The 24,627-nt window shown below is 66.7% G+C and carries 24 protein-coding genes; 13 read left to right on the top strand and 11 right to left on the bottom strand.

Annotated features, from left to right (window positions below):
- Positions 1-31 precede the first annotated feature (31 nt).
- Positions 32-1,624, top strand: coding sequence for a gamma-glutamyltransferase (locus tag AAFN88_RS15360; RefSeq protein ID WP_347521255.1), 1,593 nt, complete (start codon positions 32-34; stop codon positions 1,622-1,624).
- 118 nt (positions 1,625-1,742) lie between these two features.
- Complete coding sequence (locus tag AAFN88_RS15355; RefSeq protein WP_347521254.1) at positions 1,743-3,092, top strand: TAXI family TRAP transporter solute-binding subunit; 1,350 nt, start codon at positions 1,743-1,745, stop codon at positions 3,090-3,092.
- A 49-nt stretch (positions 3,093-3,141) separates the two neighbouring features.
- Here the strand turns inward: AAFN88_RS15355 and AAFN88_RS15350 are convergent, their stop codons facing one another.
- The 3 genes from AAFN88_RS15350 to AAFN88_RS15340 form a co-directional block, all read right to left on the bottom strand.
- A complete protein-coding gene (locus AAFN88_RS15350; protein WP_347521253.1) occupies positions 3,142-3,816 on the bottom strand; it encodes an SCO family protein in 675 nt (224 codons plus the stop codon).
- Between the two features lie 55 nt (positions 3,817-3,871).
- Positions 3,872-5,173: a selenium-binding protein SBP56-related protein gene (locus AAFN88_RS15345; RefSeq protein WP_347521252.1), complete on the bottom strand. Its 1,302-nt coding sequence runs from the start codon at positions 5,171-5,173 to the stop codon at positions 3,872-3,874.
- A 364-nt stretch (positions 5,174-5,537) separates the two neighbouring features.
- A complete protein-coding gene (locus tag AAFN88_RS15340; RefSeq protein ID WP_347521250.1) occupies positions 5,538-5,954 on the bottom strand; it encodes a hemerythrin domain-containing protein in 417 nt (138 codons plus the stop codon).
- A gap of 255 nt (positions 5,955-6,209) precedes the next feature.
- Here AAFN88_RS15340 and AAFN88_RS15335 point away from each other — a divergent pair, with 255 nt between their 5' ends.
- Positions 6,210-6,638, top strand: a complete 429-nt coding sequence (locus AAFN88_RS15335) for a DUF3574 domain-containing protein (protein WP_347521248.1) — start codon at positions 6,210-6,212, stop codon at positions 6,636-6,638.
- A 12-nt stretch (positions 6,639-6,650) separates the two neighbouring features.
- Here the strand turns inward: AAFN88_RS15335 and queF are convergent, their stop codons facing one another.
- From queF to AAFN88_RS15300, 7 genes are all read right to left on the bottom strand, one after another.
- On the bottom strand, positions 6,651-7,109 hold the full coding sequence (queF, locus tag AAFN88_RS15330) for a preQ(1) synthase (protein WP_347521247.1): 459 nt from the start codon (positions 7,107-7,109) through the stop codon (positions 6,651-6,653).
- Positions 7,106-7,693, bottom strand: coding sequence for a sugar O-acetyltransferase (locus tag AAFN88_RS15325; protein ID WP_347521246.1), 588 nt, complete (start codon positions 7,691-7,693; stop codon positions 7,106-7,108). The genes queF and AAFN88_RS15325 overlap by 4 nt, the downstream gene beginning before the upstream one ends.
- Positions 7,694-7,710: 17 nt before the next feature.
- Positions 7,711-8,919, bottom strand: a complete 1,209-nt coding sequence (locus AAFN88_RS15320; RefSeq protein WP_347521245.1) for a D-alanyl-D-alanine carboxypeptidase family protein — start codon at positions 8,917-8,919, stop codon at positions 7,711-7,713.
- Positions 8,920-9,033: 114 nt separating this feature from the next.
- On the bottom strand, positions 9,034-9,630 hold the full coding sequence (locus AAFN88_RS15315) for a SagB/ThcOx family dehydrogenase (protein WP_347521244.1): 597 nt from the start codon (positions 9,628-9,630) through the stop codon (positions 9,034-9,036).
- Between the two features lie 4 nt (positions 9,631-9,634).
- Positions 9,635-10,564 carry a glyoxylate/hydroxypyruvate reductase A gene (locus tag AAFN88_RS15310; RefSeq protein ID WP_347521243.1) on the bottom strand — a complete coding sequence of 310 codons (930 nt, stop codon included), beginning with the start codon at positions 10,562-10,564 and terminating at the stop codon, positions 9,635-9,637.
- A 13-nt stretch (positions 10,565-10,577) separates the two neighbouring features.
- Complete coding sequence (locus tag AAFN88_RS15305) at positions 10,578-10,889, bottom strand: EthD family reductase (RefSeq protein ID WP_347521242.1); 312 nt, start codon at positions 10,887-10,889, stop codon at positions 10,578-10,580.
- A 21-nt stretch (positions 10,890-10,910) separates the two neighbouring features.
- Positions 10,911-11,642 carry a TetR/AcrR family transcriptional regulator gene (locus tag AAFN88_RS15300; RefSeq protein WP_347521240.1) on the bottom strand — a complete coding sequence of 244 codons (732 nt, stop codon included), beginning with the start codon at positions 11,640-11,642 and terminating at the stop codon, positions 10,911-10,913.
- A 231-nt stretch (positions 11,643-11,873) separates the two neighbouring features.
- Between AAFN88_RS15300 and AAFN88_RS15295 the strand changes: the two genes are divergently transcribed.
- From AAFN88_RS15295 to metA, 10 genes are all read left to right on the top strand, one after another.
- Positions 11,874-13,217: an NAD(P)-dependent oxidoreductase gene (locus AAFN88_RS15295; RefSeq protein ID WP_347521239.1), complete on the top strand. Its 1,344-nt coding sequence runs from the start codon at positions 11,874-11,876 to the stop codon at positions 13,215-13,217.
- A 21-nt stretch (positions 13,218-13,238) separates the two neighbouring features.
- Positions 13,239-14,516, top strand: coding sequence for an NAD-dependent dihydropyrimidine dehydrogenase subunit PreA (gene preA / locus AAFN88_RS15290; protein ID WP_347521237.1), 1,278 nt, complete (start codon positions 13,239-13,241; stop codon positions 14,514-14,516).
- 6 nt (positions 14,517-14,522) lie between these two features.
- Complete coding sequence (locus AAFN88_RS15285; protein WP_347521235.1) at positions 14,523-15,770, top strand: Zn-dependent hydrolase; 1,248 nt, start codon at positions 14,523-14,525, stop codon at positions 15,768-15,770.
- Positions 15,771-15,843: 73 nt separating this feature from the next.
- Entirely contained in the window at positions 15,844-16,665 is an 822-nt protein-coding gene (locus tag AAFN88_RS15280) for an ABC transporter ATP-binding protein (RefSeq protein WP_347521684.1), read from the top strand.
- Complete coding sequence (locus tag AAFN88_RS15275; protein ID WP_347521234.1) at positions 16,655-17,581, top strand: ABC transporter permease; 927 nt, start codon at positions 16,655-16,657, stop codon at positions 17,579-17,581. The genes AAFN88_RS15280 and AAFN88_RS15275 overlap by 11 nt, the downstream gene beginning before the upstream one ends.
- Positions 17,578-18,783 carry an ABC transporter permease gene (locus tag AAFN88_RS15270; protein WP_347521233.1) on the top strand — a complete coding sequence of 402 codons (1,206 nt, stop codon included), beginning with the start codon at positions 17,578-17,580 and terminating at the stop codon, positions 18,781-18,783. The genes AAFN88_RS15275 and AAFN88_RS15270 overlap by 4 nt, the downstream gene beginning before the upstream one ends.
- Positions 18,784-18,874: 91 nt before the next feature.
- A complete protein-coding gene (locus tag AAFN88_RS15265; protein WP_347521232.1) occupies positions 18,875-19,882 on the top strand; it encodes an ABC transporter substrate-binding protein in 1,008 nt (335 codons plus the stop codon).
- A gap of 398 nt (positions 19,883-20,280) precedes the next feature.
- Positions 20,281-20,793: a transglutaminase-like cysteine peptidase gene (locus AAFN88_RS15260; protein WP_347521231.1), complete on the top strand. Its 513-nt coding sequence runs from the start codon at positions 20,281-20,283 to the stop codon at positions 20,791-20,793.
- A gap of 65 nt (positions 20,794-20,858) precedes the next feature.
- Positions 20,859-22,271, top strand: coding sequence for an FAD-binding oxidoreductase (locus AAFN88_RS15255; protein WP_347521230.1), 1,413 nt, complete (start codon positions 20,859-20,861; stop codon positions 22,269-22,271).
- A 141-nt stretch (positions 22,272-22,412) separates the two neighbouring features.
- Positions 22,413-23,330, top strand: a complete 918-nt coding sequence (metA, locus tag AAFN88_RS15250) for a homoserine O-succinyltransferase (RefSeq protein ID WP_347521229.1) — start codon at positions 22,413-22,415, stop codon at positions 23,328-23,330.
- Positions 23,331-23,363: 33 nt separating this feature from the next.
- On the opposite strand, the gene AAFN88_RS15245 is transcribed toward metA, so the two are convergent.
- Positions 23,364-24,605 carry an aminotransferase class V-fold PLP-dependent enzyme gene (locus tag AAFN88_RS15245; RefSeq protein WP_347521228.1) on the bottom strand — a complete coding sequence of 414 codons (1,242 nt, stop codon included), beginning with the start codon at positions 24,603-24,605 and terminating at the stop codon, positions 23,364-23,366.
- Positions 24,606-24,627: the final 22 nt, after the last annotated feature.

Here is a 24,627-nt window from a genome sequence, read left to right as displayed (position 1 = left end):
CGTCGGCCGTCAAGGATGGGGGAACTCTGAAGTGAACGAGAACGTCGAGCAGTGGCAGGTCCGCAAGGCCGCCGTCACCTCGGGAGAGGGCGCCGTGGCGTCCCAGCACTGGCTGGCGGCACGGGCGGGGGCGGCCCTGCTGGCCGAGGGCGGCAACGCGGTGGACGCCGCCGTGGCCTGCGCCATGGCGCTCAACGTGGTGGAGCCCTGGATGTGCGGCCTGGGCGGCAGCGGCTTCATGGTCATCTGGCAGGCCAGGGAGAAGCGGGCGCGGGTGGTCAACTTCCAGGGCGTGCTGGCCCAGGGCATCGACAGCGCCGACTATCCGCTGGATCCCGCCGAACCCCTCTCGCTGATGCTCTATCCCGGGGTGAAGGACCGCGCCAACGAGCGCGGCTACGGCTCCATCACCGTGCCCGGGGCCGTCGCCGGCCTGGGCCATGCGGTCGCGCACTACGGAAAGCTGCCCTGGGCGCGGGCGCTGGCCCCGGCCCTCAGCTTGGCCGAACGCGGGCTGCCCATCGACTGGCACGGCACCCTGCAGATCGGTCTCGCCATGGACCTGCTGCGCCGCGATCCGGCGGCCGCCGAGCTCTACCTGCCCGGCGGCGCGCCGGCCCAGCCGGAGAGCCTGCGCCCGCTGCCGGCCCTGACGGCGACGCTTCGGACCCTGGCGGCGGAAGGGCCGCGCGCCTTCTACGAAGGCCCCCTGGCCGCGGCCATCGCCGCCGACCTGCAGGCCGGCGGCTCGAAGATCACCGCCGGCGACCTGGCGGCCTACGAAGCCGAGGAACTGGAGCCCCTGAGCGGCAGCCATCGCGGCGCCGAGGTCCACACCGCGGGGGCGGTCTCGGGCGGCCCGCGCCTGCTCGACATGCTGGGTTCCGTCGAGACCAATCTGAGCCCCGGCGCGGTGGTGGGGCCGGAGACCTGGATCGCCTACGCACGCGGTCTCGACGCGGCCTTCGAGACCCACAAGATGAAGGTCGGTCTGGACCAGCAGGGAGGTTGCACCTCGCACATGAGCGCGGTGGACGCCGAGGGCAACATGGTGGCGCTGACCTACACCCTGCTGAACCGCTTCGGCAGCGGTGTGGTGCTGCCTTCGACCGGCATGCTGATGAACAACGCCGTCGCCTACTTCGACCCGCGCCCCGGCAACCCGGTGTCGCTGGCCGGCGGCAAGCGCATCAATTCCTCCAACATGTGCCCGACCATTGCGACCAGGGACGGCGAGGCGATCTTCGCCGTGGGTGCTTCCGGGGCCAACCACATCGTGCCCTGTACGGCGCAGCTCACGGCCCTGCTGCTGGATTACGGCATGAGCCTGGAAGAGGCCTTCCACACGCCGCGCATCGACGCCTCGGCGCGCGGCTCGGTCCGCGCCGACCCGGCCATGGGCGAGGCGGCGCTGGCCGAGCTGAAGAAGGTCTTCCAGGTCGAGGTCGCCCAGCAGATGGTCTTCCCCAAGCTCTATTCCTGTCCCTCCGGCGTCGCTCGCGACCCGGCGACCGGGCAATGCTGGGGCATGGCCGACAAGTCCCAGCCGGTCGCCGGCGCCGCGACGCCGGCGCCTTTCAATCTGGAGGAAGAGGGCGTGAAGGCGCAGACGCCGCGGGCTTAGGATCTTTCGCAGCGCAGCTGAAAACGTTGTCGACGGACGCCTAACGCTTCCCCGCCCTCGCGAAAATCGACTATCCTTTCCCGATCTTTCTTGCCGGATACCGAGGAGAACGACCCGTATGGCTGCCAGCAGCCAGATGCAAGCCAAGATGCGCCGGTTGTTTCGAACACTTTGGACCCAGATCGCCTATGTGGTTCCGGCGATCTTGATCCTCGTCGCGGGCTTCGTCTTCGCCTATCAGTTCGTGCGACCGGCGCCGCCGGACCGGATCGTCATGGCGACCGGGAACAAGGAGGGCGCCTACTTTGCCTTCGGCCAGGCCTATGCGGAGCGCTTCCGCAAGGAGGGTTTCGAGCTCGACCTGAGCCAGACGGCCGGGTCGGTCGACAATCTCCGCCTGCTCACGGACGAGGCGGCCGAGGTGCCGGTGGCTTTCATGCAAGGCGGCATCGGGACGCCCGCGGATTATCCGGCGCTGGAGTCGCTCGGCAGCCTCTATTTCGAGCCGATCTGGGTTTTCGTGCGCGGCTCCGCCGCACCCGGCCGGCTGACCGGGCTCGTTGGCAAACGCATCGCGGTCGGTTCCGCCGGCAGCGGCACCCGCGCGGTGGCCCTGCCGCTCCTCAAGGATAACGGCGTGACGGGCGAGACGTCCGAGCTGGTCGAAATCGACGGCAGTGAGGCTATCGACGCACTCCGGGCCGGCGCGGTCGATGCCGCCATTTTCGTCGGCGGCGCGGCCTCGCGAACGATCGGAACGCTGCTTGCCATGCCGGGCGTCTCGCCGATGAGCTTCGAGCGCGCAGATGCCTATGTCCGGCGCTACGGATACCTTTCAAAGGTCGTACTGCCGATGGGTACGCTGGATCTGACGAAGAACCTGCCGGGGCAGGATCTGGTTCTCCTCGCGCCGACGGCGACGATCGTCGTCACGCCCGAGATGCACCCGGCGCTTGTCGACCTGATGCTCCTGACGATGCGGGATACCCACCGGCAAGGCGGCTATCTGGAAGCGCCCGGCGCCTTTCCGACGGGGAATCACGTCACCTATCCGCTGGCGCCGGCGGCCCGGCGCTTTTACGAGCGCGGCCCGCCGTTCCTGCAGCGCTACCTGCCGTTCTCGGCGGCCAACCTGATCGACCGGCTCTGGGTCATGATCTTGCCGCTGCTGACGTTGCTCTACCCGCTGATGAAGATCCTGCCGCCGGTCTATAGCTGGCGCATGCGCGCGCGGGTGAACCGCTGGTACAAGGAGCTCGAGGCGCTGGACGACCGCCTGAACGACGGGTCGATCGGCCGCGCCGAGGCGGCGGCGCAGCTCGATGACATCGAGCGTTCGGTCGAAAAAGTGCACGTCCCCCCCGGCTTCGCCGACCGCGCCTATACGCTGCGCATGCATATCGACTACCTGCGCCGCAAGGTCGACGGCCGAGGCGCGGAAAAGGCGCCGCCGGTGGCGGCGGACTAGCCGCGGGCGCCCTTCGCTGATCGCCGTGGCGCCGCTTCGAAGGTAGGCCTCAGCTCCCTTCCATCTGCAGGGTCTTCAGGTCGTTCATCAGCAGGCGGGGGTCGAGGAAGTCGGCGCTGTAGATGTTGCGGACGTAGCCCTCTCCGTCGACCAGGAAGACGCGCAGCAGGTGGGCCAGCGGGCCGCTGGGGTCGTCGGGATCGGCCTTACGGCTCACCGGCTGGTGATAGGCTTTCAACACCGGCGCGATGGCGGCTTCGCTCTGCGAGGTGAGAAACAGCCAGTCCGGTGCCCCGGCGCCGGGCAGCCGCAGGGCCCGGCCGTGCTCGGCCATGCGCGCGGGCGTGTCGTAGGCGGGATCGAAGCTGAGGGAGATGAGCTGCAGCCGCTTCGCCAGTCTGGAGTCATCGGCGGCGAGCATCTGCAAGTCGGCCATGCGGGTCAGGGCGATGGGGCAGACGTCGCCGCAGCGCAGGTACATGAAGGCCAGGATGGTCAGGCGCCCCTTGAAGAGCGCGGCCAGATCCACCGGCCTGTTGGCTTCGTCCAGCAGCTCGGCATCGGCGGCCTTGCCGATGCGCGGCAGGTCGTAGCTGCCGGGCGGCGCCAGCTCGTAGACGTAGGCATCGGCCGGGCCTTCGATCTTAAGGGTGGACTCGTGGGCCGCGGCAGGCGCAATCGCCGCCGCCAGCAGCGCCGCGCCCAGGAACCACAGGGGTCTCATCCGCATCTCGCGATGGCGCGGGAGGAAAGACCCAATGCCTTTCCTCCCGGAGACATCAGTAGGTGTAGAGCGCCGATGAGCCGAAGCGCATCAGGTGCGGCCGGCCGAGGCCCGCTTCCAGGAAGTCGATCTCGAAGCGCGGCGTCAGTTCCTTGCCGTCCCAGAAATAGGCCTTGAGGAACTGCTCGTTGTCCTCGCCGGTCTTGTCCCAATTGGCCAGCAGCGAGGACGTGTAGTAGAGCCGCTTGCCGTCCCAGCTCTGTGAGACCATGTTCACCTGGCTGCCGATCTTCTTCTCGTGGATCAGCTTGGGTGCGTGCGGATCGGTGACGTCGTAGATGCGCGTCATGCCGTCCATGAAGCTGTCGACGAAGAGGGTCGAGTCGTCGGCCGAGAGGCTGATGTCGACCGGCAGCGGCAGCTTCGCCGGATCGCCGATCTTGCCCACCGACTTGGCGTGCCACTTCTGGTTCTGGTCCTCGTAGACCAGCCAGATTTCCGAGGTCAGCGCCGTGGAGGTGAAGGCATAGTTGTGGTCCACGCCCCAGGCCCAGCGTACCTCAAGCGGCACCCCCGGCACCTCGAAGACCTGGCGCGGCTTGCGGGCGTGGAAGTCCCAGAGCACCATGGAGCCCCCGAACTTCTTCATCGCTTCCGGGTCGTTCACCACTTCGCCCAGCGGGCGCATGTAGTTCTCCCAGCCGGTGAAGGAGGAGGACAGCATGACGTTGCGCCGCGGCAGCACGCGCGCGTCATAGCCGTAGCCGTCCGCCTTCTCGCCGTTGATCGCGCCCATCGGATTGGCGGCGGTGGGCATCCAGTGGGTGGCGATGTAGTCGCCGTCGTTGGTGTACTCGACCAAGGCGGTCTGCCCGGTCTTCTTGGAGTTCGACAGGCCGGAGATCAACATGCGGCCGGGCAGGGCATAGGCGCCGTGCGGCCCGACCACGCCGCCGCTCTTGGTCACGAAGTCGTCGATGGTTTTCACCAGCTTGGGATTGGAAGGGTCGGTGACGATGTCGAAGATGAAGATCTTGTTGCTGTCCAGGCCGGAGACCCAGTAGTGGCGGCGGTCGTCGGTGAGGCCGCCGTGATGCGCCTCGTGGCGCCCGCCGACGGAGTCGACGTCCACCACTTTGCCGAAGGTCGGCGAGCCGGAGCGCACGTCGACGGTGACGATCTTGTCGGAACCGTCGCCGACACCCTCCATGCCCAGGGTCCAGACATAGACGTACTCTTCCTCGCCGGTGATTTTCGCCATGTAGGGCGACTGACAGGTCTCGTCGGCCCGTGCGGAGGCAGGGAGCAGACCCGGAACAATCAGCAGGCTCGCCGAAAGAAATATCATTGCGGGCATGATACGGCGTCCTGCCGCCCGGTCATGGCGCGGCGGAGTTTCACTTAGGGAAATACGAAAGTGCGCTGTCATGGCGGAGCCTCCATCTGACGCCCTCGGGCGAAAGGGAGCGCTTGGCGGACAAGCGGACCGGGCTCGCCTCAGGGCATTTGCGCGGCTCCGTCATTTAATCAAAGTCGCTTGCGGCGAGCCACTGCCGAATGCGGTCAGCTCCGCGAAATGGTGGTGCCTTCCACTCCCGCGCGCGCGCCGAGGCGGGGCAAGCCCGTCCTGCGTGAGTGAATGGCCGGATGGCCAGGCTGCGATAGGCGAAGTCCCGCGGTGACTTCCCGGCAAGGTGGCCGCGCGAAATGTTCAGGCCGCCCTAGTCGGGCAGGGTCAGGTCGTTGGATTGCAGGAAAGATTTCATCTTCAAGTCGCCGCGCACCACGTCATCGACGAGGAAGGTCATCATTTCCTCGCAGCATTCCTCGAAGGCTTCCTGGGATTCGATCTTGCCGCAGGCGCGGCGCACCGCCTTGGCGCGATCGAGCAGGCGCTGATGGTACATCGCGTGCGTTTTCGCATCGGGATAGCCCCAGCGCAGCAGCAGGGTTTCCTCGCGCATGAAGTGGTTCTGGGTCAGCGCGAAGAGACGGTCCAGGAAATGCTCGACCTTCGTCCGGTTGCCCGCCGCCGCGGCCGCCCGCGTCGCCTTCATCAGTTCCAGCATCGCACGATGGTCGCCGTCGATCTCCGGTACTCTCAGTTCAAAGCTTTCAAGCCAATCGAATCGTTTCACAGGGGGTCGCCGCCAGCCGTCCTCAGTAGAATTGCTCAAAGACCATATAAACTTTATGGAGATTGCACCGGGCTCGGGAGGACTTCAACAGGAATCCGCGGATGTTATGGGAAAATGCGGCACCCAAGCTTCTTCTGGTAGTATTCAGCGACACGGCAAGGCTTACCGGTAGTGGCGACGGGTCTAATTTGCCGGGAAGACGCGCGGCGACGGTTCGGCCGTCGGGTGCCTCGGGGCCGTGAGAGAGGATGGAAGATGCATGCCGGCAGGGTTCTGATTACCGGGTTGTGGCTGCTGGTGTTGGCCGCCGGCCTGCCGGGCGGCGCCCAGGCGCAAGGGGGACTGAGTTGCCGTGCCGAAGCCTCGCCCATGGCGCGGGTCGAGCTCTTCTTCGGGCTGCAGCGCCAGGACGGTACGCTGGTCGGCGAGGCCGAGTGGGCCGCCTTTCTGGACCAGGAAGTGACGCCGCGCTTTCCCGACGGCCTGTCGGTCTTCACCGCCCGCGGCCAGTGGCGCCACGACACCGGCCGCATCGCGCGCGAGACCTCGAAGATGCTGGTGATCCTCTATCAGCCCTCCGCCGAGAGCGAAGCGGCCATCGAAGCGATCCGCGCCGCCTACAAGGAAGGCTTCGACCAGGAGAGCGTCATGCGCCTGGACGGTTCTTCCTGTGTGTCGTTCTGAACGCCGGGGGCTTCACCCTCTGCCGCGATAGGGAGCCACGCCCTGGTCGGGCAGCCAGAGGTCCTTCGGCGGCGCGCCGGTCTGCCAGAAGACGTCGATCGGCATGCCGCCGCGCGGATACCAGTAGCCGCCGATGCGCAGCCAGCGCGGGGCTAGTTCCGTCACCAGGCGCCGTCCTATGGCGACGGTGCAGTCCTCGTGGAAGGCGCCGTGGTTGCGGAAGGCGCCGAGATAGAGCTTCAGCGACTTGGACTCCACCAGCCAGGCCTCGGGCACGTAGTCGATCACCAGATGGGCGAAGTCGGGCTGGCCGGTCATGGGGCAGAGCGAGGTGAACTCCGGTGCCGTGAAGCGCACCAGGTAGTCGATATCCTGCTGCGAATTCGGCACCCGCTCCAGCACCGCCTTGTCGGGGCTCTCGGGCAGGGCGGTGGCTTGGCCGAGCTGGGTCAGGCCGCTGGTGTCGGTCATGGCCGTTCCTCCGTGATCTGCCTGATCACCTTGGCAGGATTGCCCGCCGCGACGCAATCGGCGGGAACGTCCCTTGTCACCACGCTGCCGGCGCCGACCACCGCGTTCTCGCCGAGGGTTACCCCGGGCAGCAGGATGGCGCCGCCGCCGATCCAGACGTTGCGCCCCAGGATCACCGGCCTGGCGGTTTCCATGCCCGCCGCCCGCGCGGCGGGATCGAGCGGATGCTCGGCGGTGTAGATCTGCACCGCCGGGCCGATCAGCGTCTTGGCGCCGATCTCCACCCTTGCGCAGTCGAGGATCACACAGCCCGCGTTGAGGAAGGTCTCCTCGCCCAGGTAGGTGTTCACGCCATAGGCACAGCGGAAGGGCGCTTCAACGAAGGCCCCGGTGCCGAAGCCGCCGAGCAGGCCCTTCAGGATTTCGCTCGGCGGGTCGGCCTCCATGGGCTCCGAGCGGTTGTAGGCGTAGACCGCGCGCCGCGCGCTTTCGCGCAGCTCGATGAGTTCCGGGTCCATGATGTTGTAGGGTAGGCCGGCGAGCATCTTCTCGCGCGCGGTGGCCGGGGCGTCCGGACGGTTCATGCTAGCGCCTGCTCATCTCAGCGCCACAAGGCCTGGGGGTTGTTCAGCAGCTTGGGCGGCACGGCGAGGCAGTAGACGCTGAGCTCCTGCAGGCGCCGGCAGGCGGAGCCCGCCTCCTGCCGGTCCAGGTCGACCAGCAGAGCGCTGTAGCGGTGGGTGGCGAGGCTGGTGCGCGCGATGACCGCGCTCTGGCCGCCGCTGACCACGTCCTTGATCGCGGCCCGGTTCTCGGCGATGCGGCTGTTGGCCTGGTCCTTGCTGACGAAGGAGCCGAAGACCAAGCCCCAGCCCGGCAGTTCGCCGTCCATGAGGTCGGCGGTCTTGGCGTTCTGGGAGACGGGACAACGCGGGCCCGGCAGCACATAGGGCGCGCTGCCGGCGGCGCGGCGCGGCAGGTCGTCGAGGGTCAGGGCGGGGCCGGCGGCCGGCCGCGCGAAGCCGTCGTTCATCAGCCGGGTCATGCGCGCGTTGCGCTGCCCGCCGGTGACGCCGCCCAGCACCACGCCGATGAGGCGACGTCCGTCGCGCGTCGCCGCGGCCAGCAGATTGTAGCCGGAGCCGCAGGTAAAGCCGGTCTTGATGCCCTCGGCACCGGGGTAGCCGCTTTTCCAGCCGTTGGTCGAGCCGCCGCCCAGGCCGCCGACCGAGACGAAGGACTTGCTGAACAGGCCGAAATGCTGGGGATGGTCGCGGATCAGCGCACGGGCCAGGATCACCAGGTCGCGCGCCGTGGTCACCTGCGCCGGGTCGGGCAGGCCGGTGGGGTTTGCGAAGACGGTCTGGCTCATGCCCAGGGCCTGGGCCCTGCGGGTCATCGTGGCGGCGAAGGCGGCCTCGCTGCCGCTGATCGCCTCGGCCAGGGCCACCGCGGCGTCGTTGGCCGAGCGCACGATCATGGCCTGCAGCAGTTGACGGACGGCCACCTTCTGTCCGCTGTGCAGGCCCAGCCGGGTGGGCGGCTGCGCGGCGGCGTGCCCGGAGACGGTGATTTTCCGGTCCAGCGTCAGGCGGCCCTCGGCCAGGGCCTCGAAGACCATGTAGGCGGTCATCGCCTTGGTGACGGAAGCGGGATACCAGGGCCGGGTGGCCTGCTGCTGGGCCAGCACCGCGCCGGTCTCGGCCTCGACCAGCAGCCAGGCGGACTCCGCGCGCACGCTCCCCGCCGCCGCCACGCTGCACCACAGCGCCACGGCGGTCAGGACGGCCCGGCCCCAACCATTGCGCATGCTGTTCCTTCCCCCGGCCCAACAGCAAAGCGGGCACGATAGAGTGCAGCGGCGCGGATGAGAAGCCCCGTGGCCGGCGCTAGCCCCAATGCCTTGAAAGCTAATACTCTTGCTTCAGGATTGGGGCGCCGGCCAGCCGAGGCAGAGGTAGAGCAGGGGGGCGAGGGGTGGCGCCAGGCCGAGCGCTTGCGACGTGGCCCCATCCTCAAAACCGGCGATCAGCACGCCGCCCAGGCCTTCCGCCGCGGCCTGCAGCAGGGCGTTTTGCGCCGCAGCACCGGCTTCGATGTAGACGTAGCGCGCGCCGCGTGCGCCGGGCGGCGGCTGCGCGGCGAAGTGGCGGGTGACGGCTTCCATGTCGGCATGGAATGCCAGGACCGCCGCCGCGCTTCCGACCCAGGGCTGCTCCTCCAGGGCCGCGGCCTGCAGGGCCAGCCGGTGGTCGCCGGCCTTCAGGAGTCGCGGCGCGTCTTCCGGCGTCACCTCGTAGAGCCCCGCTTCCAACCCTTCGACGTTCCCCGCCACCAGTCTCAAGCTCAGCGGGTAGAGGGCGTGAGCCGAAGGCGCCGCGCGCTGGCCTTCCGCGCCGGTCGCGCCCTGCGCCGCCCGGACCAGCCGTTGCAGTGTTTCAAGCGGGACGGCCCGCGCGGCAAAGGCGCGGACGCTGCGGCGCGCGGCGAGGGCGTCCTGCAGCGACAGATCGCTTGTCATGCGGCTAGTATCCCTGCTTCAGGTCGACCATGTCGGGCACCGCCTTGCCGGCCATGAAGAGTTTCAGGTTCTCGGCGATGACCTTCGCGCCGCTTTCAGGGTCGATGAGGCTGGCGATGTGCGGCGTCAGCAGGATCTTCGGATGGGTCCAGAAAGGGTGGTCCTCCGCCGGCGGCTCCACGTGCAGAACGTCCAGAGTGGCGCCGCCGAGCTGGCCGGAGTCCAGCGCCGGGATCAGGTCTTTCTCCACCAGGTGGCGGCCGCGCCCGACGTTGATAAGGCAGGCGCCCTTGGGCAGCTTGGCGAAAAGGCGGCGGTTCAGGATGCCCTCGGTGGCCGGGGTCAGCGGCAGCAGGCAGACGAGGATCTCGCTGCGCGCCAGGAAATCGTCGAGCTGGTCTTCGCCATGCAGGCACTTGATGCCGTGCAGGCGCTTCGGGCGCCGCGACCAGCCGCGCACGGCAAAGCCCAGATCGACCAGGGTGCGGGCCGCGTCGGCCCCCATGTTGCCCAGGCCCATGATGCCGACGCTGCGTTGGGGGGCCGGCGGGGTGATGATCTGATCCCAGGCCTTGCGGCGCTGTGCCGCCTCGATGTCCGGCAGGCGGCGGTGGAAGCGCAGGACGTGCAGGGCCAGGTATTCGCGCATGCGCTGGCGCAGGTCGGAGCCCACGGTGCGGATCACCGGCAGGTGCAGGGGCAGTTCCGGATCGGCCAGCAGGTGGTCGATGCCGGCGCCCATGGAGACGATGCACTTCAGGTTGGGGAAGGCCTTGAGGCCGCCGGCCGGCGGTTTCCAGACGACGGCGTATTCGACCTCCGCCTTGTCGCCCGGATCCTCCCACAGCCGCACCTCGACGTCGGGCAACAGCTCCTGCAGGGCATCGCGCCACCACTCGGCGCGGGCGTTGCCCAGGCGCACCACCACGGTCATCGCGGGATGCTCCTCAAGCGGTGGGCGTGAAGGGGTGCTCATCGACGACGATGCGCTTGCGGTCTTTCACATGCGCCAGGGAGTCGGCGGCCACGGCCTTGCCGTGGTCGGTGCCGTAGGCCGCCAGCATGGCTTCCTCGCTGTCGAACCACAGCTCGCTGATGCCGTCGTAGTCGCTGCCGTTCTCGCGGGCGATGTTCACCTGGTAACGCTTCAGTCCGTCGAGCTTCAGCGCCAGGGGAACGTGCTCCTTCAGCATCCAGTCGGAGAAATCCTGAAGGGTCATGTCGTCCCTGCGCGTCAGCAGGATTACCGCCTTGATCATCTCGTTTCGCTCTCTCTGTATCTATGACCCGATGCCGGGCCGGTAAGACAGGCCGCAGCCGCGCAGCACCAGGCGCACCACGGTCTCCGCCGCTTCGTCGTAGTCCTTGGCGGCAAGCTGGCGCCGTCCGACCAGGGCGCCAACCTGCACTTCGAAGTCGGCGTAGTGCTGGGTCGCGGCCCAGATGATAGAGAAGAGGTGTACCGGGTCGACAGGCTCGATCCGGCCCGCCTCCGCCCAGGCCTCCAGCACCTTGGCTTTGTCCTTCACCAGATTGCGCAGCTCATTCTTCAAGAAGTCGCGGGTGTGGCGCGCGCCGCGGATCATCTCGTTGGCGTAGACCTTGGAGGCGAGGGGGCGTTCGTGCGAGTGGCGGATCTTGGCGCGGATGTAGGCGGCCAGCGCCGCCGCCGGGTCGCTGTCTACGGTGATCCGGTCCAGCTCGCCCAGCCAAAGGCCGAGGATGTCTTCCAGCACCGCATGATAGAGCGCCTCCTTGGTGCCGAAATAGTAATGCACGTTGGCCTTGGGCAGCCCCGCCTTCGCGGCGATGGCCGCGGTGGTGGCGCCGCGGTAGCCTTGGGTCGCAAAGACTTCTTCGGCGGCGGAGAGGATCAGGGCGCGGTTGCGCAGGCGGATATGGCCGGGCCCCGACTCGTCCCTGGAGGACTCTTCCTTTCCGCCTTCTCTGGCGCCGCTTTCCTTGGCCGGGCTTTCCTTCCCGTCTGAGCCCTTGGCCACCGTGTCGGACATCTCCGCTCCCAATTCCTCGCCCCTTTCCCGGCCCGCTTCGGTAGCCGGTCGCGCGGCCACGTTCGATATGACGAATCATGCCGATTATCGCCCTTGGCGGAAGGCGAATCAAAACCTGACCAAGTGGTCAAATTTAATTGACCGCTTGGTCAGGACAACGCTACAGTCAAGACCAACAAGGACGCAAGGCGCCGCAAGAGCGTTTGACGTCAAATGATCAGGGAGTTCACGATGGGGAACCAGCCGGACATCCGGGCCGGGCGTTTGCCGGAGTCCGCCTATGCGGAGAATTTCGGCGACGTTCATCCGCCGCTCGACCGCAAGGCGGCGCTGATCGAATCCAGCCGCTGCTACTTCTGCTACGACGCGCCTTGCGTCGAGGCCTGCCCGACGGGCATCGATATCCCGAGCTTCATCCGTAAGATCTCGACCGACAATGTCCGTGGCGCTGCGCAGGACATTTTCGACGAGAACATCCTGGGCGGTGCCTGCGCGCGGGTCTGTCCGACGGAGATTCTGTGCCAGCAGGCCTGCGTGCGTAACACGCAGGAGGCTAAGCCGGTGCAGATCGGCCTGCTGCAGCGCTATGCCACCGATGCGGTGATGGACACCGGGGACCATCCGTTCTCCCGCGCCGGGAGGAGCGGCAAGACCGTTGCCGTGGTTGGCGCCGGTCCGGCGGGTCTGGCCTGCGCCCACCGCCTGGCGGTGCTGGGCCACGACGTCGTGATCCTGGAGGCCAAGCCGAAGCCCGGAGGGCTCAACGAATACGGTATCGCCGCCTATAAGGTGCCGGATGCCTTCGCCCAGCAGGAGGTGGACTTCGTGCTGCAGATCGGCGGCATCGAGATCCGCAACGATCAGGCTCTGGGCCGCGACTTCACGTTGGCCGACCTGCGCCGCGACTATGACGCCGTCTTCCTGGGCATGGGCCTGGGCGGCGTGCGCCAGCTCGACCTGGAGGGCGAGGACCTGGAAGGCGTCCACAACGCCGTCGACTACATCGCCGAGCTGCGCCAGAGCCAGGATCTGAAGTCCCTGCCGGTGGGCCGCAAGGTGGTGGTCATCGGCGGCGGCAACACCGCCATCGACATCGCCGTGCAGAGCAAGCGCCTCGGCGCCGAGGACGTGACGCTGGTATACCGCCGCGGGCCGGACGCGATGTCGGCGACCGACCACGAACAGGAATTCGCCCAGGTCAACGGCGTGAAGATCAAGCACTGGGCCCAGCCGCGCGAGATCCGCGGCATGAACGGCCACATCACCGACGTGGTTTTCGAGTATACTCAACTCGACGGCGGTGGGCGCCTGGCCGGCACTGGCGACGTCTTCAGCCTGCCGGTGGACATGCTGTTCAAGGCCATCGGTCAGACCCTGTTGCCGCAGGCCAACGGCGGCAGCGAGCTGCTGGAGATGGACGGCGCCAAGATCGCCGTGAACGAGGCGCGCCAAACGTCGCTGTCCGGCGTCTGGGCCGGCGGCGACTGCGTGGCGATCAGCGAAGACCTGACCGTCGCCGCCGTGCAGGACGGCAAGCTGGCCGCCGAGGCCATCAACAGCTTCCTGCGTTCGTGAGGCAGGAGAGGGAGACGAGACATGGCTGACCTTCGTTGCGATATCGCCGGCGTGAAGTCGCCCAATCCTTTCTGGCTGGCCTCCGCTCCGCCGACCGATAAGGAGTACAACGTCGTGCGTGCCTTCAAGGCGGGCTGGGGCGGCGTGGTGTGGAAGACGCTGGGCGAGGACCCGCCGGTGGTGAACGTCTCCTCACGCTACGGCGCGATGAGCTACAACGGCACCCGCATGGCCGGCTTCAACAACATCGAGCTGATCACCGACCGGCCGCTGGAGGTGAACCTGCGCGAGATCAAGCAGGTGAAGCGCGACTGGCCGGACCGTGCCATGGTGGTCTCCCTCATGGTGCCTTGCGAGGAAGAGAACTGGCGCGCCATCCTGGCCCGGGTGGAGGACACCGGCGCCGATGGCGTGGAGCTGAACTTCGGCTGCCCGCACGGCATGTCGGAGCGCGGCATGGGCTCGGCGGTCGGCCAGGTGCCGGAATACATCGAGATGGTGACGCGCTGGTGCAAGGCGCACACCCGCATGCCGGTCTTCGTGAAGCTGACGCCGAACGTGACCAATATTCTGGGGCCGGCCCGCGCCGCCAAGGCCGGCGGCGCCGACGCGGTGTCGCTGATCAATACCATCAACTCCATCGCTTCCGTCGACCTGGATGCCATGGCGCCGACGCCGACGGTCGACGGCAAGGGCACCCACGGCGGTTACTGCGGCCCGGCGGTGAAGCCGATCGCCATGCATATGGTGGCGGAGATCGCCCGCGATGCGGAGACCGCCGGCCTGCCGATTTCCGCCATCGGCGGGATATCCAACTGGCGCGATGCGGCGGAGTTCATCAGCCTGGGCGCCGGTTCGGCGCAGGTCTGCACCGCGGCCATGCACCACGGCTTCAAGATCGTCGAGGACATGATCGACGGCCTCGGCTACTGGATGGATGAAAAGGGCTACAAGACCCTGGACGATTTCCGGGGCGCCGCCGTGCCCAACGTCACCGACTGGCAGTATCTCAACATCAATTACGAGATCGTCGCCAAGATCGATCAGGAGCTCTGCATCAAGTGCGGCCTCTGCCACATCGCTTGCGAGGACACCTCCCATCAGGCGATCGCCGCGCAGAGACAGGACGGCCAGCGCCGCTACGAGGTGATCGACGAGGAATGCGTCGGCTGTAACCTTTGCATGCACGTCTGCCCGGTGGAGGGCTGTATCTCCATGGTCGAGGTGGACAACGGCAAGGGTTATCTGAACTGGAAGGAAGATCCGCGCAACCCGATGAACCAGAAAGCGGCGGAGTAGGCGGCAATGGACGGAATGAATCCGAAGAACCTGAAGGTAAACGGCGACCGCCTGTGGGACAGCCTCATGGAGATGGCGCAGATCGGCCCGGGCGTGGCCGGCGGCAACTGCCGCCTGGCACTCAGCGACTTCGACAAGGAGGGGCGCGACCTCTTCGTGCGCTGGTGCCAGGAGGCCGGCTGCTCCATCGCCGTTGACAAGATGGGCAACATCTTCGCCCGGCGGCCCGGCAAGAACCCCGATCTGCCGCCGGTCACCACCGGCAGTCATCTGGACACCCAGCCCACCGGCGGCAAGTTCGACGGCGTCTTTGGCGTGCTGGCGGGCCTGGAGGTCATCCGCACCCTCAACGACAACAACATCGAGACCGAGGCCCCGGTCGAGGTGGCGGTCTGGACCAACGAGGAAGGCTCGCGCTTCGCTCCGGCCATGGTGGCCTCGGGCGTCTTCGCCGGGGTCTTCGACCTGGACTACGGCCATTCCCGCGCCGACGTGGACGGCAAGACCATCGGCGAGGAGCTGCAGCGCATCGGCTATATGGGCGACCAGACGCCGGGCGAGCATCCGATCCGCGCCTTCTTCGAAGCCCATATCGAGCAGGGGCCGATCCTGGAGGCCGAGAAGAAGACCATCGGTGTGGTCACCGGCGCCCAGGGTCAGCGTTGGTTCGAGGTCACCCTGACCGGCGCCGAATCTCACGCTGGGACCACGCCGATGAACCGCAGGAAGGACGCCCTGGTCGCGGCCTCCAGGCTGGTGACGCGAATAAACGAGATCGCGCTGGCCCATCCGCCCCACGCGGTCAGCACCGTGGGCATGATGCAGGTCAGCCCGAACTCGCGGAACACCATTCCGGGGAGCGTCTTCCTGACGGTGGACCTGCGCCACCCCGAGGACGAGACGCTGAGCGCCATGGAAGCCGAGTTGCGCTTGGCCTGCGACGAGATCTGCGGGCCGGCGGGGATTGCCGCCGATGTCGACATGATCTGGTATTCGCCGCCCATCGCCTTCGACAAGGACTGCGTCGGCGCCGTCAGGAAGGCGGCCGGAGAAGCCGGCTACGAGAACATGGAAATCATCTCCGGGGCCGGGCACGACGCTTGTTATGTGAGCCGCGTGGCGCCCACGGCCATGATCTTCGTGCCCTGCGAGGACGGCGTCAGCCACAACGAGAGCGAAAGCGCGACGCCAGAGGATCTGGCCGCGGGCTGCAACGTGCTGTTATACGCCATGCTGGAGCGGGCCAGTGCTTGACCTTTCGGCCCGAAAAGGTCGGAATGGCCGCAGCCCCGGAAGAGGGTGGTAGATAATGGCAGTCGAGGCGGTGATGCAGCGGGAAGCGGTGATCGAGAACCCGGCCGGGCAGGCGGCGAAACCTGTCATAGAGGTTGAAGATCTCTCGCTAACCTTCCAGACCGCCGACGGTCCTGTCTATGCGCTCTCCGAGGTCAATCTGACGGTCGAGGCCGGGGATTTCGTCTCCTTCATCGGCCCCTCGGGCTGCGGCAAGACCACCCTGCTGCGGGTCATCGCCGACCTGGAGCGCCAGACCGCGGGCCGGATTTCCGTCAACGGCGTGACGCCGGAAGAGGCCCGCCTGGGCCGCGCCTACGGCTACGTCTTCCAGGCCCCGGCGCTCTATCCCTGGCGCACGGTGGAGCGCAACGTCATGCTGCCCCTGGAGATCATGGGGATGAGCGCGGCGGAGCGCAAAGACCGGGCGGCGCGCTACCTGGACCTGGTGAACCTGAAGGGCTTCGAGAAGAAGTTCCCCTGGCAGCTTTCCGGCGGCATGCAGCAGCGGGTCTCCATCGCCCGCGCGCTCTCCTTCGAGCCGGAGCTGCTGCTGATGGACGAACCCTTCGGCGCGCTGGACGAGATTACCCGCGATCACCTGAACGAGCAGCTTCTGCGCCTCTGGGAGCGCACGGGCAAGACGGTGGTCTTCGTTACCCACTCGATCCCCGAGGCGGTCTTCCTCTCCTCCAAGATCGTCGTCATGTCGCCGCGCCCGGGCCGCGTCACCGACATCATCGACTGCAACCTGCCGCCGGACCGCACCCTGGACGCCCGCGAAAGCCAGGAGTTCGCCGAGATCGCCCACCGAGTGCGTGAGGGGCTGCGCGCGGGGCACAGCTATGACGACTGAGGCGCTCAACCCGCCTCATGCTGCCGCGCCGGGATGGTTGTCCCGCGTCTTCGCCGGCCGCGGCGGCCCGCTCGCCGTCGTCGTCTTCTTCCTCTTCGTGCTCTGGTACCTCGGCACCGTCTGGCTGAATGCCCCGCTGCTGATCGACGGCTACGAGCGCCGTGACGTCGACTGGTCCTTCTCGCAGCTGGTCGAGGACTCCATGGCCATGGAGCGGCCGATCCTGCCGGCGCCGCACCAGGTCGCCGTGGAACTCGACAAGTCGATCCTGGGGCGCAAGGTCACCTCCAAGCGCAGCCTCGTCTACCACGCCTGGGTGACGCTCTCCTCGACACTGCTCGGCTTCGTCATGGGCACGGTGCTCGGCATCGTGCTGGCCGTCGGCATCGTCCACGTGAAGACCCTGGACCGCAGCCTCTTGCCCTGGGTCATCGCCTCGCAGACCATCCCGATCCTCGCCATCGCGCCGATGATCATCGTGGTGCTGGGCAATATCGGCTTCACCGGCCTGGTGCCCAAGGCGCTGATCTCCATGTACCTCTGCTTCTTCCCGGTGACCATCGGCATGGTGAAGGGCCTGCGCTCGCCCGACCCGCTGCAGCAGGACCTCATGCGCACCTACTCGGCCAACACCAACCAGGTGTTCTGGAAGCTGCGCTGGCCCTCCTCGGTGCCCTTCCTCTTCGCCAGCCTGAAGGTGGCCATCGCCATCTCCCTGGTCGGCGCCATCGTCGGCGAGCTGCCGACCGGCGCCCAGGCCGGGATTGGGGCTCGTTTGCTGGTCGGCTCCTACTACGGCCAGACCGTGCAGATCTGGGCGGCGCTGCTGACCGCCGCCGCTATGGCCGGCCTGCTGGTCGCCGCCATGGGCGGGCTAGAGAAGCTCGTGCTGAAGCGCATGGGGGTGCAGGGATGAAGATCGCCGCCCGGCTGCGGACTGACCTCTGCTGTCTGCTTTATGTTGGCTGCACCTTGGTGGCCTTTTTGCTACCCGTGGATATCTTTCAGCTCAGCAGTGAGCAGGGGCCACTCTCCCTAGGTTGGTTCGATGAATGGAGCGGCGGCGGTTTTCTAGTAGTGCCTGTTATTGCGGCTTTCTTGTTGATTGCATCCTATCTTTGGATGCGTCCGAGCCCTTCCAAAGCCTCTGTTCTGCTGACCTTAGCCGCCGTTCTCGGAACCATTCCACCACTCCTGGTCATCGGGCGCGCGTTCTTCCCGTTTTTTGATGACTCTTCGGTTCTTGCCGCCCCCATCGGTCCTGGCGCACTCGGCATCTGGCTTTATGTCTTTGGTCTCGGCTTCCTGGTGTGGAAGGCGTTGACGCTGCTGTCGCAGGCGGCCTCGCAGCGGGAGGCGCCGCGCGCCCTTGGCCTTTTGGTGCCGGCGCTCTTCGGGGCCTGGCTGATCTACCTCTGGCAGGTGCTGGTGACCGGCTTCGGCGTGCCCTCGGTGCTGCTGCCGGCGCCCTCGCTCATCGCCCAGGTTTTCGCTGCCTCCACCCACACCCTCTGGGCCGACTTCTACCAGACCTTCCTGAAGTCGGTGCTTTCGGGCTTCGCGCTCGGTTGCGGCAGCGGCTTCCTGGTGGCGCTGCTGGTGGACCGGGTGCCCTTCCTGCAGCGCGGCCTGCTGCCGCTCGGTAACTTCGTCTCGGCGCTGCCCATCGTCGGCGTGGCGCCGATCATGGTCATGTGGTTCGGTTTCGATTGGCAGTCCAAGGCGGCGGTGGTGGTCATCATGACCTTCTTCCCCATGTTGGTGAATACCATCGCAGGGCTGCACGCCACCCAGGCCATGGAGCGCGACCTCATGCGCTCCTACGGGGCCAGCTACCTGCAGACCTTAATCCGAGTACGGCTGCCCAATGCGCTGCCCTTTATTTTCAACGCCCTCAAGATCAACTCCACCCTTGCGCTGATCGGCGCGATCGTGGCCGAATTCTTCGGCACGCCCATCGTCGGCATGGGGTTCCGCATTTCCACGGAGATCGGCCGCATGAACGTGGAGATGGTCTGGGCGACCATCGCGGTGGCCGCGGTCGCCGGGTCCCTGTTTTACGGCCTGCTGGCGCTTGCCGAGCGGGCCACCACCTTCTGGCATCCGTCCTACAGATAACAGGGGAATAACAAAGGGGGCGTGGCCGGCGATGAGGCGAAGAAGCCTGCTTAACATAAGAACGAACCTTCATAAGAAGAGGAGAGGCGTAATGAGTAAATTCTACAGGAAAGCTCTGGGCGCGGCGGCGGGGGCGGGACTGCTGCTGGCCGCGGGCAGCGCCGCGGCGGCGGACGCCGTGACCATTCAGCTCAAGTGGGTCACCCAGGCCCAGTTCGCCGGCTACTACGTGGCTCAGGATAAGGGCTTCTACAAGGAAGCCGATCTCGACGTCACCATCAAGCCGGGCGGCCCGGACATCGCTCCGCCGCAGGTCATCGCCGGCGGCGGCGCCGACGTCATCATCGACTGGATGCCCTCCGCCCTGGCCTCGCGCGAGAAGGGCGTGCCTCTGGTGAACATCTCCCAGGTCTTCGAGAAGTCGGGCATGATGCTGACCTGCCGCAAGGACAGCGGCATCACGTCGCCGAAGGACTTTCCCGGCCACACCCTGGGCGTCTGGTTCTTCGGCAACGAGTATCCCTTTCTGTCGTGGATGGCCAAGCTCGGCATCCCGACCGAAGGCGGCAATGATGGCGTGACGGTATTGAAGCAGGGCTTCAACGTCGACCCGATCCTGCAGAAGCAGGCGGCTTGCGTCTCGACCATGACCTACAACGAGTATTGGCAGATCATCGACGCCGGCCTGACCGAGGAAGATCTTATCGTCTACAAGTACGAGGACCAGGGTGTCGCGACACTGGAGGACGGCCTCTACGTGCTGGAAGACAGCCTCAAGGACGCCGCTTTCGTCGATAAGATGGCCCGCTTCGTGAAAGCGTCGTTGAAAGGCTGGGACTACGCGCGCCAGCATCCCGACGAGGCCGCGGAGATTGTGCTCGAGAATGACGCCACCGGCGCCCAGACCGAGAAGCACCAGAAGCGCATGATGGGTGAGATCGCCAAGCTGCTGGGCAGCGAGAAGCTGGGATTCCTCGACCCGGCCGACTACGACCGCACGGTGGATACCTTGCTCTCCAACGAGTCGACCCCGGTGATCACCAAGAAGCCGGAAGGCGCCTGGACCCACGAAGTTTGGGAAAAGGCCATGGGGATGTAGCTGATCCCGGAGAACCGATTGGCAAACCCGGACCGAGGTTCGGGGGGAGGGGGGAGCGCCGGGGCGCTCCCCCTTTTTTGCGGTGCCGCCGCGGGTGGCTGGATAGGCGCAGCCGGGCCCTTCACCCAATCGATGCGGGATCGGCGGCGGCGCTGTTAGCGCAGTTGGAGGAAGCTGCCGCCGCAGGGTTGGAGTGCGCCGAAAGATGCAAACAACGGTAGCGGAAGACCGTGCGTTGCATCGGTCGAGATTTCTTCTGCAAACAACTCCCGGCTGCTTCACCTCCTTCTCGATCTGGGTTGATACTACGCAGAGCCCGCGGTGCGGCAGGCAATGCCGCGCCCTCGGGGCAGGGGTCTTCACCTTCGCCGGATCACGGTGTGATCGGGGGGCGTCGTATGAGGAGCCTTGCCGCCGTTCTGTGCTTGCTGCTGGCCACTCCGGCCGCAGCGGATTCCTTTTATCCATCGCCTCCCGCCTATACCGAACTGCTGGCCAGGCAGCCGGATCTGGCGTTCAACGACTGGGCCACTTGGCCCCTGGACATGGGCTTGCTGCGGCGGGTCAACCGCGCTGTCAACGCAGCGATGACCTATCGGCCCGAGCGCGAAGACGTTTGGGGAGAGGGCGCGGACTGTGAAGACTACGCTCTTCGAAAACTCATCCTGCTGCTGCAGGCCGGCGTGCCGCGCGGCGCCCTGCGGCTCGCCATCGTCCGCGTCAAGGGGCGCGGCCACGCGGTGCTGGTGGTCCGCGATCTTTGGGTGATGGACAGCCTGCGTGACGATCTCATCCGTTTGGATGGCGGTGCCCTGCGGCTCGAAGCCTGGGAGGTCGAGGGTGGCCGCTGGAGCCCGGCGGGCGGCTTCGCGACCCTGGCCGAGCATATGCGTTGGGCGGGCGTGCGATAGGTGGACCGGAGATCTGCCGTTCGCGGCAACCTTGGCCACCGTCGGCCTATTGATCGGAGGAAATAATGAGTGCATTTGAATTCGCGGCGCGGGATGCCGCGACCGCGGCAGTCGATTCAGCCGCAATCGAGGCCCTGGAGCAAGACCTTCGGGGAACCGTCCTGCTCCCCGCCTCGGCGGGCTACGATGAAGCGCGGCATATCTGGAACGGGATGGTCGACCGCCGCCCGGCGATGATCGTTCGCTGCGCGGGAGCGGCCGACGTCGCGACCGCGGTGAACTTCGGCCGGGAACGCGATCTGCTCATCGCCGTGAAGGGCGGCGGCCACAATGTCGCCGGCAATGCCGTCTGCGACGGCGGCCTGATGATCGATCTTTCCGCCATGCGCGAGGTGCGCGCTGACCCGGAGCAGCGTCGCGCCCGGGCCGGCGGCGGTGCGACCTGGGGCGACTTCGATGCAGAGACGCAGGTCTTCGGCCTCGCCACCACCGGCGGCCTCATCAGCGCGACGGGGGTCGCCGGGCTGACCCTGGGCGGCGGTATCGGCTGGCTCAGCCGCTCCTATGGGTTGGCTTGCGACAACCTCGTTTCCGTTGACGTGGTGACGGCCGCGGGCGGAAGGGTGAGGGCGAGCGCGGAAGAGAACGCCGATCTCTTCTGGGGGCTCAAGGGCGGCAGCGGCAATTTCGGGATCGCCACCTCCTTCGAGTTCCGGCTGCACCCCGTCGGCCCCTTGGTCTTCGCCGGCATGACCCTCTACCCCCTTGATGCGGCGCGGGATATGCTGATCTGGTTCCGCGATTTCATGCAGCAGGCGCCCGATGCCTTGGGCGGTCTGGCGGGATTCGTTACCGCCCCCGACGGCACGCCGGCGTTTGCCCTGATCGGCGTCTATTGCGGCGAGCCGTCGCAGGGCGAGGCGGTGCTGAAGCCTCTGCGGGAAGCTCGGCGGCCCCTGCTCGACACCTTTGCGCCGTCACCCTATCGTAAGATTCAGACTCTCTTCGATGCGAGTTCGCCGCCGGGATTGCGCTACTATTGGAAGTCCAGCTTTCTGGACAGCCTGCCGGAGGAGGCGGTTGCCGTCGCGGTCGGCCGGGCCCGCGAGTTTCCCTCGCCAAACTGCAAAATCTTCGTGGAGTTTCTTGGCGGCGCCGTTTCGCGGATCCCCCGGGAGGATGCGGTCTTCGACCATCGGGACTCGCCCTACAATCTGCTGATCATCGGCGGCTGGGACGATCCGGCGCGGGACGACATCTGCCGCGCCTGGGTGCGCCAGACTTGGCAGGCCATGCGGCCCTTCGAGACGGAGGGGGTCTATGTGAATTATCTGGGGACCGAGAGCGACGAGGGTGCAGACCGCCTGGCGGCGGCCTACGGGCCGGGAAAGTACGACAGGCTGGTGGCGCTGAAGCGCAAATACGACCCGGCGAACCTCTTCAGGATGAACCAGAACATCCCGCCCGGCGCCGGATAGCGGCACGGGGGCCTTGGCGTGGTATCGCAAAAACCCCTTTTGCAGGGGTAGTTTATGTTCCCGCCGGTTCATGTATAGTCCCGGTCGCCGCCGCCCACAGCTCCGGGCTGGCGGCCAGGAGCCCCAGTACCGAATTCAGATATGCCTATCAAGATTCCCCATGACCTGCCGGCCCGCGAGTCGCTTGAACGCGAGGGCGTGCTCATCATCCGCGACACCGATGCCATCCGGCAGGACATCCGCCCGATGCGGATCGCGCTGCTGAACCTCATGCCGAAGAAGATCGAGACGGAAACCCAGATTGCCCGGGTCCTCGCCGGTACGCCGCTGCAGGTGGAGATGACGCTCTTCGCGCCGGAAGGTTATGTGCCGAAGAACACCCCGCGCGAGCATATGCTGGACTTCTACCGGCCCTGGCAGGACATCCGCGGCGAGAAGTTCGACGGCCTGATCGTCACCGGCGCGCCCATCGAACAGCTCCCCTTCGAGGAAGTGACCTACTGGGACGAGCTGTGCCGCATCTTCGACTGGTCGCTGACCCATGTGCACGGGCTCTTCGCCCTGTGCTGGGGCGGGCAGGCGGCGCTCTATCATTTCCACGGCATTCCCAAGCACCAGCTACCGGAAAAGCGCTTCGGCGTTTTCACCCACCGGGTCCTGGATCACACCTCGCTGCTGATGCGCGGGCTCGACGACGAGATCCACATTCCGGTCTCCCGGCACACGGAGAACCGCCGCGAGGACCTGGAGGGGCACGACGACCTGGAGGTGCTGATCGATTCAGACGAGGCCGGGCTTTGCCTGGTGCACGACAAGCGCCTGCGCCAAGTCTACATGTTCAATCACTTGGAATACGATTCGACGACGCTGGACGCGGAGTATCGCCGCGATCTGGAGAAAGGCGAGTCCATCTGCCTGCCGCGGCATTATTACCCCCACGACAACCCGTCGGAGCAGCCGGTCAACACCTGGCGCGGCAATGCCCATCTGCTCTATTCCAACTGGATCAACTATCTCTACCAGACCACGCCCTTCGACCTGGCGAAGATCGGGACCTAGTTCGGTAGCCGCCGTTGCCGGCGGTCTCCTCGCCTAGAGCGAGGCTTCCAGGGCCTTGATCAGCTTGTCGATCTCTTCCGGCGAGGTGTAGTGCACGAAGGAGAGGCGCAGGACGCCCGTCTCCGGATCGATCCCCAGTGCCTGAACCAGGCGGTAGGCGTAGAAGTTGCTGACCCCGGCGGCGATGCCGCGCGCGGTCAGATCTTGCAGCACGGCCTCGGCCGGCTTGTTCTTGGGATGAATGGCGACGGTCGGCGCGCGCTCGGCCGGGTCCGTGGGGCCGAGCACGCGGAGGTCGTTGCGCTGCCGCAGCCAGTCGAGCAGCGGGGCCAGCAGCGCCTTCTCCTGCGCTTCCATCAGGCTGTGCACCCGGCGGCCGCGCTCGGCAGCCTCGATCACCCTGTTGTCCGGGCCATCGAAGTGGTGATCGTGCAGGGCGTCGAAGTAGTCGGCGATGCCGGCGGAAGCGGCGATCTGCGCGTGGTCCGGGCCGGCGGGCGTCAGGCGCTTCAGGACGCTGCCGGCGTTGAAGAAGTGCGCCTGGTTGGGCAGGCGTTCGGCGAGCTCCTTCCTCACCACCATGAGGCCCTGGTGCGGCCCATAGGTCTTGTAGAGCGAGAAGAGGTAGATATCGGCGCCCAGGGCCTTCACGTCGGGAAAGCCGTGCGGGGCGTAGGAGACGCCGTCGACCACGGCGACGGCCCCGGCGGTCTGCACCTTGGCGCAGATCTCCGCCACCGGATTGATGTGGCCGACGATGTTGGAGCAGTGCGGGAAGGCGACCAGCTTGGTCTTCTTGGTCAGCACTTCGTCGAGGTCGGCCAGATCGAGGCGGCCGCTTTCCGGGTCCACCTGCCACTCGCTGACCACGATGCCGCTGTCCGCCAGACGCCGCCAGACGCCGGAGTTGGCCTCATGGTCCTGGTTGGTGACCACGATCTCGTCGCCCTCGTCCAGCATCTCCCTGAAGGCCTGGGCCAGCACGTAGGAGTTCTGGCTGGTCGAGGGCCCGAAGTGGACCTCGTCGGTGGCGACGTTCAGGTAGCCGGCCAGCCGCGCCCGTGCTTCGTCCATCTCCTCGCCCGCGCGCCTGGAGGCCGGGAAGGGGCCATAGGGCTGCACCTTGGTCTCCCGGTAAAAGCGGGTGAGCCGCTCGATCACCGGCCCGCAGGCATAGGACCCCCCGGCATTCTCGAAGAAGGCCCAGTCCTTCAGAGAGGGCTCGGAAAATGCGGGGAACTGGGAACGGACGAAGGAAAGATCGAGGATGGGCAAGGGGGAGTTCCTTGAATGGGGG

The organism is Pelagibius sp. CAU 1746 (assembly GCF_039839785.1).
Classification (GTDB): Bacteria; Pseudomonadota; Alphaproteobacteria; order Kiloniellales; family Kiloniellaceae; genus Pelagibius.
This window is presented reverse-complemented; position numbering and strand designations above follow the sequence as displayed.

Excerpts from the sequence above, each read along its gene's own strand:
- AAFN88_RS15355 (WP_347521254.1), top strand. The coding sequence starts at position 1,743 with ATGGCTGCCAGCAGCCAGATGCAAGCCAAGATGCGCCGGTTGTTTCGA.
- AAFN88_RS15350 (WP_347521253.1), bottom strand. The coding sequence starts at position 3,816 with ATGAGACCCCTGTGGTTCCTGGGCGCGGCGCTGCTGGCGGCGGCGATT.
- AAFN88_RS15345 (WP_347521252.1), bottom strand. The coding sequence starts at position 5,173 with ATGCCCGCAATGATATTTCTTTCGGCGAGCCTGCTGATTGTTCCGGGT.
- AAFN88_RS15335 (WP_347521248.1), top strand. The coding sequence starts at position 6,210 with ATGCATGCCGGCAGGGTTCTGATTACCGGGTTGTGGCTGCTGGTGTTG.
- queF (WP_347521247.1), bottom strand. The coding sequence starts at position 7,109 with ATGACCGACACCAGCGGCCTGACCCAGCTCGGCCAAGCCACCGCCCTG.
- AAFN88_RS15325 (WP_347521246.1), bottom strand. The coding sequence starts at position 7,693 with ATGAACCGTCCGGACGCCCCGGCCACCGCGCGCGAGAAGATGCTCGCC.
- AAFN88_RS15320 (WP_347521245.1), bottom strand. The coding sequence starts at position 8,919 with ATGCGCAATGGTTGGGGCCGGGCCGTCCTGACCGCCGTGGCGCTGTGG.
- AAFN88_RS15315 (WP_347521244.1), bottom strand. The coding sequence starts at position 9,630 with ATGACAAGCGATCTGTCGCTGCAGGACGCCCTCGCCGCGCGCCGCAGC.
- AAFN88_RS15310 (WP_347521243.1), bottom strand. The coding sequence starts at position 10,564 with ATGACCGTGGTGGTGCGCCTGGGCAACGCCCGCGCCGAGTGGTGGCGC.
- AAFN88_RS15305 (WP_347521242.1), bottom strand. The coding sequence starts at position 10,889 with ATGATCAAGGCGGTAATCCTGCTGACGCGCAGGGACGACATGACCCTT.
- AAFN88_RS15300 (WP_347521240.1), bottom strand. The coding sequence starts at position 11,642 with ATGTCCGACACGGTGGCCAAGGGCTCAGACGGGAAGGAAAGCCCGGCC.
- AAFN88_RS15295 (WP_347521239.1), top strand. The coding sequence starts at position 11,874 with ATGGGGAACCAGCCGGACATCCGGGCCGGGCGTTTGCCGGAGTCCGCC.
- preA (WP_347521237.1), top strand. The coding sequence starts at position 13,239 with ATGGCTGACCTTCGTTGCGATATCGCCGGCGTGAAGTCGCCCAATCCT.
- AAFN88_RS15285 (WP_347521235.1), top strand. The coding sequence starts at position 14,523 with ATGGACGGAATGAATCCGAAGAACCTGAAGGTAAACGGCGACCGCCTG.
- AAFN88_RS15280 (WP_347521684.1), top strand. The coding sequence starts at position 15,844 with ATGCAGCGGGAAGCGGTGATCGAGAACCCGGCCGGGCAGGCGGCGAAA.
- AAFN88_RS15275 (WP_347521234.1), top strand. The coding sequence starts at position 16,655 with ATGACGACTGAGGCGCTCAACCCGCCTCATGCTGCCGCGCCGGGATGG.
- AAFN88_RS15270 (WP_347521233.1), top strand. The coding sequence starts at position 17,578 with ATGAAGATCGCCGCCCGGCTGCGGACTGACCTCTGCTGTCTGCTTTAT.
- AAFN88_RS15265 (WP_347521232.1), top strand. The coding sequence starts at position 18,875 with ATGAGTAAATTCTACAGGAAAGCTCTGGGCGCGGCGGCGGGGGCGGGA.
- AAFN88_RS15260 (WP_347521231.1), top strand. The coding sequence starts at position 20,281 with ATGAGGAGCCTTGCCGCCGTTCTGTGCTTGCTGCTGGCCACTCCGGCC.
- AAFN88_RS15255 (WP_347521230.1), top strand. The coding sequence starts at position 20,859 with ATGAGTGCATTTGAATTCGCGGCGCGGGATGCCGCGACCGCGGCAGTC.
- metA (WP_347521229.1), top strand. The coding sequence starts at position 22,413 with ATGCCTATCAAGATTCCCCATGACCTGCCGGCCCGCGAGTCGCTTGAA.